The sequence below is a fragment of the Paracraurococcus ruber genome, assembly GCF_004353985.1.
Classification (GTDB): Bacteria; Pseudomonadota; Alphaproteobacteria; order Acetobacterales; family Acetobacteraceae; genus Paracraurococcus; species Paracraurococcus ruber.
Window position 1 is genome coordinate 1 of the sequence record NZ_SMOA01000269.1, and the last position, 7,009, is coordinate 7,009.

At 75.8% G+C, this 7,009-nt stretch carries 10 protein-coding genes; all 10 read right to left on the reverse strand.

Annotated features, from left to right (window positions below; translation table 11 throughout):
* Positions 1-472: hypothetical protein (locus tag E2C05_RS26555; RefSeq protein WP_133222670.1), on the reverse strand; the 472-nt coding region annotated here is incomplete at its 3' end.
* A complete protein-coding gene (locus E2C05_RS26560; RefSeq protein ID WP_133222671.1) occupies positions 457-2,544 on the reverse strand; it encodes an AAA family ATPase in 2,088 nt (695 codons plus the stop codon). The genes E2C05_RS26555 and E2C05_RS26560, both read right to left, overlap by 16 nt.
* Complete coding sequence (locus E2C05_RS26565) at positions 2,541-2,789, reverse strand: gas vesicle protein GvpG (RefSeq protein ID WP_133222672.1); 249 nt, start codon at positions 2,787-2,789, stop codon at positions 2,541-2,543. The genes E2C05_RS26560 and E2C05_RS26565 overlap by 4 nt, the downstream gene beginning before the upstream one ends.
* 12 nt (positions 2,790-2,801) lie before the next feature.
* Complete coding sequence (locus tag E2C05_RS33410; protein ID WP_158292381.1) at positions 2,802-3,569, reverse strand: GvpL/GvpF family gas vesicle protein; 768 nt, start codon at positions 3,567-3,569, stop codon at positions 2,802-2,804.
* On the reverse strand, positions 3,566-4,117 hold the full coding sequence (locus E2C05_RS33415) for an Hsp20/alpha crystallin family protein (RefSeq protein WP_158292382.1): 552 nt from the start codon (positions 4,115-4,117) through the stop codon (positions 3,566-3,568). The genes E2C05_RS33410 and E2C05_RS33415 overlap by 4 nt, the downstream gene beginning before the upstream one ends.
* Complete coding sequence (gene gvpJ, locus E2C05_RS35570; protein ID WP_200306479.1) at positions 4,114-4,410, reverse strand: gas vesicle protein GvpJ; 297 nt, start codon at positions 4,408-4,410, stop codon at positions 4,114-4,116. The genes E2C05_RS33415 and gvpJ overlap by 4 nt, the downstream gene beginning before the upstream one ends.
* 3 nt (positions 4,411-4,413) lie before the next feature.
* Positions 4,414-4,677, reverse strand: a complete 264-nt coding sequence (gvpO, locus tag E2C05_RS26580) for a gas vesicle protein GvpO (RefSeq protein WP_133222674.1) — start codon at positions 4,675-4,677, stop codon at positions 4,414-4,416.
* Between the two features lie 13 nt (positions 4,678-4,690).
* Positions 4,691-5,086 carry a hypothetical protein gene (locus E2C05_RS26585; RefSeq protein WP_133222675.1) on the reverse strand — a complete coding sequence of 132 codons (396 nt, stop codon included), beginning with the start codon at positions 5,084-5,086 and terminating at the stop codon, positions 4,691-4,693.
* Positions 5,083-6,090, reverse strand: coding sequence for a gas vesicle protein GvpN (gene gvpN / locus E2C05_RS26590; protein ID WP_133222676.1), 1,008 nt, complete (start codon positions 6,088-6,090; stop codon positions 5,083-5,085). Before gvpN ends, E2C05_RS26585 begins: the two co-directional genes overlap by 4 nt.
* Before the next feature lie 7 nt (positions 6,091-6,097).
* Positions 6,098-6,805, reverse strand: coding sequence for a hypothetical protein (locus E2C05_RS26595; RefSeq protein ID WP_133222677.1), 708 nt, complete (start codon positions 6,803-6,805; stop codon positions 6,098-6,100).
* Positions 6,806-7,009: the final 204 nt, after the last annotated feature.

Genomic DNA, 7,009 nt, shown 5'->3' on the forward strand with positions numbered 1-7,009 from the left:
CCAGCGCCGCCGCCACCGCCTCGGCCAGCGCGGCGCGGGCGCGCGGGGCGGCGCTGCGCGGCAGGCGGCGGGCCAGCACCGGCTCGGGCTGCCAGCGCAGGATCACATCCCATTGGTGGCGCCGGCCACGGGCCTGCAGCGCGGCGGCAAGCGGCTCGGCCGCGCCCTCCAGCAGGCGGGGCAGGTCGGCTTCCGGGCAGGCGGCGGCGGCGGGGTCGAAGGGCAGGAAGGGGCCCATCTGGCAGCCTATCTCCAGCCGCCGCTGCAGCCGGTGCAGGCCGGCGAGCAGGCCTGCCTTGCCGCGTCGCAGCAGGGCGAGGCGACCGCCGCGCTCCGCCGGCTCGGCCAGCAGCGCGACGCTGCCGGCGCGGTGGAAGAGGACGGGCGGCCCCGGCTCGCGCATCATCGCCTCGGCGAGGGCGGTGGCGCCTTCGGCCGGCGCGAGGCCGATCAGGGTCAGGCTGCGGTCCATGGTCGCATCTCCCGCGCGGCCGCGAGGGCGGCCGCCATGTCAGCGGCGGTGATCGTGATGGTGTCGGGCACTGCCTCGGCCCGGCCGAGGGCGCGGAGCGCCGCGGCGCGGCAGAGGCCGGCAAGGTCGGCGCCGGCCATGCCCCCGGTCGCGCCGGCCAGGGCATCGAGGTCCACATCCGGCGCCAGCGGCAGCTTCGCGGCGTGCAGTCGCAGGATGGCGCGGCGCGCCGCCGCATCCGGCAGCGGCACTTCCAGCACCAGGTCGAAGCGGCCGGGGCGCAGCAGCGCCGGGTCCATGCGGTCCGGCCGGTTGGTGGCGCCCAGCACCACCACGCCCGGCGGGTCGGCGACGCCGTCCATCTCGGTCAGGAACTGCGCCACCATCCGGTCCAGCGTCGCGCCGTCGCCGCTGCCGCGGCGCGGGGCGATGGCGTCCACCTCGTCGAAGAACAGGATGCAGGGCGCCGCCTGGCGGGCGCGGGCGAAGATGTCGCGCAGCGCGCGCTCGCTCGCCCCCTGCCACTGCGTGAGAAGCTCGGGGCCGCGGATGGCGATGAAGCCGGTGCCGGCCTCGGTCGCCAGTGCCTTCGCCGCCAGCGTCTTGCCGGTGCCGGGCGCGCCATGCAGCAGCACGCCGCGCGGCGGCCGCAGGCCGAGCCGGGCGAACATCGCGGGGTTCCGCAGCGGCCATTCGACCGCCCGGCGCAGTTCCACGCGCAGCGCCTCGGCGCCGGCGATGTCGGACCACCGCACATCCGGGATCTCGACGAAGACCTCCCGCAGGGCGGAGGGCGTGACGGATGCGCGCGCCGCGGCGAAATCCGGCGCCGCGACCGACAACGTCTCGACCGGCACCGCGAGACCGCCGGGCGAGAGCGCGCCGGCGCGGGCCAGCGCCGCCATCGCGGCTTCGCGGCAGAGCGCGGCGAGGTCGGCGCCGACCATGCCCGGCGTCGCCTCGGCGATCGCGTCGAGGTCCACATCCGGGGCCAGGGGCATGGCCCGGCTGTGCACCGCCAGGATCTCCCGCCGCCCCTGGCGGTCCGGCGGGTCGATGCGGATCTCCCGGTCGAAGCGGCCGGGCCGGCGCAGCGCGGGGTCCAGGCTGTCCGGCAGGTTGGTGGCGGCCAGCACCACCACCTCGCCCCGGCCGGCGAGGCCATCCATCAGCGTGAGAAGCTGGGCGACGATCCGCCGCTCCACCTGCTTCTCGCCCGAAAGGGCATCGCGCTTCGGCGCGATGGCGTCGATCTCGTCGATGAAGACGATGGTGGGGGCGCGCTTGCGCGCTTCCTCGAACACCGCGCGCAGCTGCTGTTCCGAGGCGCCGTAGTAGCGGTCGACGATCTCGGGTCCGTTCACCAGGATGAAATGCGCATTGGCCTCGGCCGCGACGGCGCGGGCGATCAGCGTCTTGCCGGTGCCGGGCGGCCCGACCAGCAGCACGCCCTTGGGCGGGGTGATGCCCAGCGCGGCGAAGGCTTCCGGATGGCGAAGCGGCAGTTCCACCACTTCCCGCACCCGGTCCAGCACGCGCGACAGGCCGCCGATATCCTCGTAGCGGATGGCATCTCGCTCGGCGGCGCGGCCCGCCTGTTCCAGGGCGATCTGCGTCGCCTCGTCCGGCAGCACCGGGCCTTCCGGGTCGGTCGCGGCGACGCGCAGCGCCGCTTCCCGCCCGCCCAGCAGCGGCAGCCGCACCGCATCGCCGGCCGAGAGCGGCAGGCCGGTCAGCGCCCGGCGCAGTGCCGGCACCGCGGGCGCGGTGCCCGCGACGGACAGCGTCAGCCGCCTGGCGCGCACCGGCGCCGGCGCGGCGGCCAGCGCGACCTCACCCCCCACGGCGATCCCGGCATTCGCCCGCGTCGCGCCATCCAGCACCACCCTGGCCTGGCCGCGTTCGGCCGGCGGCAGCGGCAGGGCCCGGGCATGGGCGGTGCGCGTGCCGGTCACCGCCACCAGCCCGCCGACCGCGACACCGAGCGCCGCCATGTCGGCGGGGTCGAGCCGCAGGATGCCGCGATTGGCATCGGCGGGTGGCGCGGCGGCGACGGCGCGGCGGAGGCTCATGCGCCCTCCCGCGCCTGGCGTTCGGCGCGGATCTGCCGCAGCTCCGCCAGCAGGGCGGCTTCCTGCGCCTCGAACTCGGCCTCGGCGATCTCGCCTGCCTCCAGCCGCTTCTCGAGCGCGAGCATCGCCGCCTCGATCCGCGCGGGGTCGAGCCATTGCTTGAGCGCCGCCTCGGCGACCTGGCGGGCGATCCAGGCGATGCCGCCGACCGGCGCCTTGATGGGCAGGGTGAGCAGGCCGAGCATGCCGCGCCGCCCTCAGGCCGCGGCCGCGAGCCAGTCGGCCCGCAGCGAGACGAAGTTGTAGGCGGGCACCGGGCCCACATAGCGGAAATCCATCCGCTCCCCGTGCCGGTCGGCCAGCCGCTGCATGGCGGCGTCGAAGCGCGGCTCCTCGGCCCTGCGGACCAGGAAGGCGCGGTTCAGCACCATGCCATCGTCCAGCAGCCGCAAGGTCGCGCTGCGCTCGGCCAGCGGCGCGAGTTCCGCGAGGATCGCGGCCGCCTCGGCCTCCCGCCGCGCATTCAGCGCCGCCTCGACCCGGCGGCCCAGCTCAATCCGCTCATGGTAGGTGTCGGCATTGGGGCGGGCGGTGCGCAGCCGGTCCCGCATGGCGCGCAGCGCCGGATCGCGGTCGAGGATCTCGCGCCAGGCCACGCCTTCGCGCCAGGTCGCCTTCACGCCCAGCTCGACGCGGCCGGCGACGCCCGACAGGGCGTTCAGCAGCAGGTTCTCGGTCGAGGCAAGGCCGCGGCGCAGCGTGGCGAGGTCGGGCGCGACGGTGCCGAAGCTGAAGGGCAGCACATCGGCCTGGGCGAGCGCGCGTTCCAGCACGGCGGTATGCGCCAGCATGTTCCGCCGCGTCGGCTCCAGCGGCGGCGGCGGCGCCTGCCCGACCAGGACCAGCAGCCTGCCGGCCGGCAGCAGCGACGGCGCCGTGCCGCCCAGCCCCTCGCCCAGCGCGGGCAGGTCGATTTCGGCATCCTCGGCGGCGACGCCGTAGGCGTAGAGCGGTCCGTCGGTCACGCGCCGGCCTCCGCCCGCGGCAGGCGGATCTCCAGGATGCCGTTTCGGCAGGCCATCGCCAGGCCGGCGCCATCCACCTTCGCCGGCAGCGGGATGCGCTTGCGGTAGGCCTGCGGCCCGGCGCAGTCGATCAGCAGCGCGCCATCGGCGTCGAGCGTCGCCGTCACCCGCTCGGCCTCGGCGCCCGGCACCTCGGCGATGACGAGGATGGCGTCGGCCTCCTCGAACACGTCGGTGATCGGCTCGCGCGCCGCCGGCGAGCCGGCCTCCCGCCCGCCGTCGGCCCGCGCCCTGGGCGCGACATGGCCGAAGGGCTCGGCCTCGGCCCCCAGCGGGCCGACCTTCAGGCTGTAGCCGAAGACCAGCTTCCGCTCGGCATCCGGCGCCTGCTCGGCCTGGCTGATCGCGTCCTGCAGGCCGCCGAGCACGCGCTGCAGCCCTTCCAGCATGGCGCCCATGGCCGGCGCGGCGCCGGAGGCGGGCGGCGGGTCGCCGGCGCGCGACCGTTCGCTGAGCCGGCGGGACAGGCTGACGGGGCGGCGGGTCATGCCCGTCCCCCGGCCAGCATGCCTTCCAGCTTCTCCACCCGGGCGGCGAGGGCGGCATTCTCCGCCACCAGCTTCTCGGTCCGGCCGGTGAGCGCCGCATCGGCTTCCCACCAGCGGATGCCCATCTCGAGCGCGCGGTCGACCGAGGCCACGACCAGCCTGAGCCTGATCGTGAGCAGCTCGACCCCGACGAGGCTGACGGAGATGTCGCCGGCGACGACGATGCCCTTGTCGAGGATGCGCTCGAGGACATCGGCGAGGCCGGAGCCGGCGACGCTGTGCTGCAGGGACACGGCTCAGCTCTCCTGCGTCGGGGCGCCGTGGCTGCGCAGGAACCGGCCGAGCCGCTTCCAGCGGAGCACGTTGCCGCCGGGGTCGAGCTTCACCTCGAAGCTGGCCAGCAGGTCGTTGGTGCGCGGGATGGCGCGGTGCTCGATCATGTCGATGGCAACCGACCAGCCTTCGTCGTCCCGGTCGAAGCGGGCGACGGTCTCCGGCGACAGGCCGGTGATGCTGGCCATCTGGCGTTTCGTGCGTTCGACGATCTCGGTGACGTCCATCGCGCTGGGCTCCTCAGTACTGCAGCACCAGGCCGCGCCGGCGCGGCCGCGGCGTGGCCAGGGGCGGCGGGGCAGGCGGCGGGGGTGGCGGCGCCGCGACCACCGGCGGGGCGACGGGCGGGGCAGGGGCGGGCCGCAGCGAGGTCGCCTGGGAAGCCCCTTGGGCGGTCGCCGTCGGCAGGGCCATGCGGCGGGAGAGGTGGTGCAGCCGTGCCTCCACCAGCCGCAGCGTGGCGCCGGCGGCGACGCGCTGGCGGTCGAGCAGCTCGATCTGCCGGGCGACGCGGGCGCGGCGCTGCGCCAGCAGGGCGAATTCGGCCGCCACCGATTCCAGCGGCGCCTCGCCCGCGCCGTGCTGGCGCAGGCGGGTGCCGTGGCTGGGGATGGTGCGGATCGGCGCGCGTCTCATGCGGCGACTCCTCCGAAGACGGTGCCGCGCGGGGCAGGCCCGCCGGCGCCGCAGAAATGCTCGATCAGGCGGACCAGCATCTGGCGGTGGCGCGGGTCCGGCACGCCGTCCGGCCCCGGCTTCAGCCGGCTGGCCAGCACATCCAGGCAGAGCTGCACGAAGCGCTCCTCCTCGGCCGTCACGCGCAGGCCGAGCTGGCCGGCCATGCGGGCGATCGCGATGGAGCAGCGGAGCGTCGGCCGCTGCGTCCATTCGCGCGAGCGGCGGAAATCGCGCACCATGTCGACGATCCGGCCGGCATCCACGAAGGGCAGGCCGGAATGCGCGACGGCGATCGCCACCTCCGTCTCCCGGTCGAAGCCTTCGACGTCGATGGTGATCATCCGGTCCAGCAGCGCATCCTGCGCCGCATGCGCGCCGGCATGGTCGTGCGGGTTCGAGGTGAAGATGGCGCGGAATTCCGGGTGGACCCGCAGCGTGCCTTCCCCGTGCCGGGGCTTGGGCAGCACCAGGATCCGCTCCTCCAGCACCGTCAGCAGCACGTTGTTGGCGCTGGCGGGGGCGCGGTTGAACTCGTCATAGACCAGCGTGCAGCCTTCGGCGCAGGCGATGGACAGGGCGCGGTCCAGCCAGATCGGCGCGCTCTCGGTCTCCACCTTCATCACGCTGGTGATGTATCGGTCCACCACGCGGCGGGTCTTGAGGCCCGACGCCTCCCCCACCAGGCTTTTCGTGTCGAAGCTGTCGTCGCCGACCAGCAGCAGCACCGGCCGGCCGAGCCGCTGCGCCAGGTCGAGCGCCAGCTTGGTCTTGCCGCTGCCGGCCGGGCCGCGGAAATGCACCGCGTTGCCGGCATGCAGGTAGCCGAGCGCCCTCGTGGCCAGCGCATCCAGCGCGGTGGTGCGGACATGGCCCGGGCCGGGCTGCAGCTGCAGGGTGCTGTCCGGCCCATCGGCCAGGTCGGCGGATGCGTTGTCGGCGGGCTGGGGGGTGTGTCGCGCCATTCCGAAGTCACTCTCCGCTGAGTTCGCAGGCGACGCCGCGGCGCCAGGCCTCGGCATAGGCGGCGTGGTGCTGGGGGTGGGTGGACCAGTCCTGGTGCAGGGCGAGGAGGCGGCGCAGCCGCGGCGCGGCCTGCGCCCAGAGCGCCGGATCGAAGCCGTTCGCCGGCCCGTCGGGACCGGCGGGGCCGGTGATGCCGCCTTCGGCCAGGGCTGCGGCGGCGATGTCGCAGGCCGGCTGGTCGGCGGCATCGGCCACCCGGCCGGTGACCGCCCAGGCAAGGGCGGCGCCGAAACCGGGGGCGAGCGTGTCGGCAAGGCCGAGCCGGCCGGCGGCATGCTGGCCCAGGCCGCGCAGCGTCCGCGCCACGGCGTCCATGGCCTGCGGCGGCGGCGCGACCAGCGCCAGCCCATCCGCCCAGGCAAGGCGCGGGCGCGGCGCCGCGGCGCCGTGGGAATGCAGGGACAAGGTGAAGTCGGCGATGCCGAGCGGCGCGGGGGGCAGGCCCAGCGCATCGTCCAGCAGCGCGGCAAGGCGGGCGAAGGCGGCGCGGGCCGGCCCGAGATCGGGCGTCAGCGCAATCTCGGGCCGGTGGCCGTCACGCAGCGCGATGCGGCAGGGCAGGCCCTGCAGGGCGCGCAGCGAGGCGGGAAGGGTCACCTCGATGCTGCCGCTGCCCAGGCCGGCCGAGCGTATGCTCCGCGTGCCGAGGTCCATGCTGGTCCTCCTCCGTCAGCCGGTGGGGAGACCCCGTCCGGCCGGCGCGTCCTGCGCCTGACAGAAGACCTAGCAGCGCAAAGGCAAAGGCCGGGTTAAGCCGGCTGGGCCGGGTCGCGGCGGGCGCGGTGCCCGGCCCGGCGCCGGGTCAGGGTGAGGCGGCCGGGCTGCCGGCGCCGCGGCCCCGCAGCAGGCGCCGCAGCG

Coding starts and splice junctions, on each gene's coding strand:
- gvpO (WP_133222674.1), bottom strand. CDS start 4,677: ATGGACGTCACCGAGATCGTCGAACGCACGAAACGCCAGATGGCCAGC.
- E2C05_RS26585 (WP_133222675.1), bottom strand. CDS start 5,086: ATGAGACGCGCGCCGATCCGCACCATCCCCAGCCACGGCACCCGCCTG.
- E2C05_RS33415 (WP_158292382.1), bottom strand. CDS start 4,117: ATGACCCGCCGCCCCGTCAGCCTGTCCCGCCGGCTCAGCGAACGGTCG.
- E2C05_RS26595 (WP_133222677.1), bottom strand. CDS start 6,805: ATGGACCTCGGCACGCGGAGCATACGCTCGGCCGGCCTGGGCAGCGGC.
- E2C05_RS26565 (WP_133222672.1), bottom strand. CDS start 2,789: ATGCTCGGCCTGCTCACCCTGCCCATCAAGGCGCCGGTCGGCGGCATC.
- E2C05_RS26560 (WP_133222671.1), bottom strand. CDS start 2,544: ATGAGCCTCCGCCGCGCCGTCGCCGCCGCGCCACCCGCCGATGCCAAT.
- gvpN (WP_133222676.1), bottom strand. CDS start 6,090: ATGGCGCGACACACCCCCCAGCCCGCCGACAACGCATCCGCCGACCTG.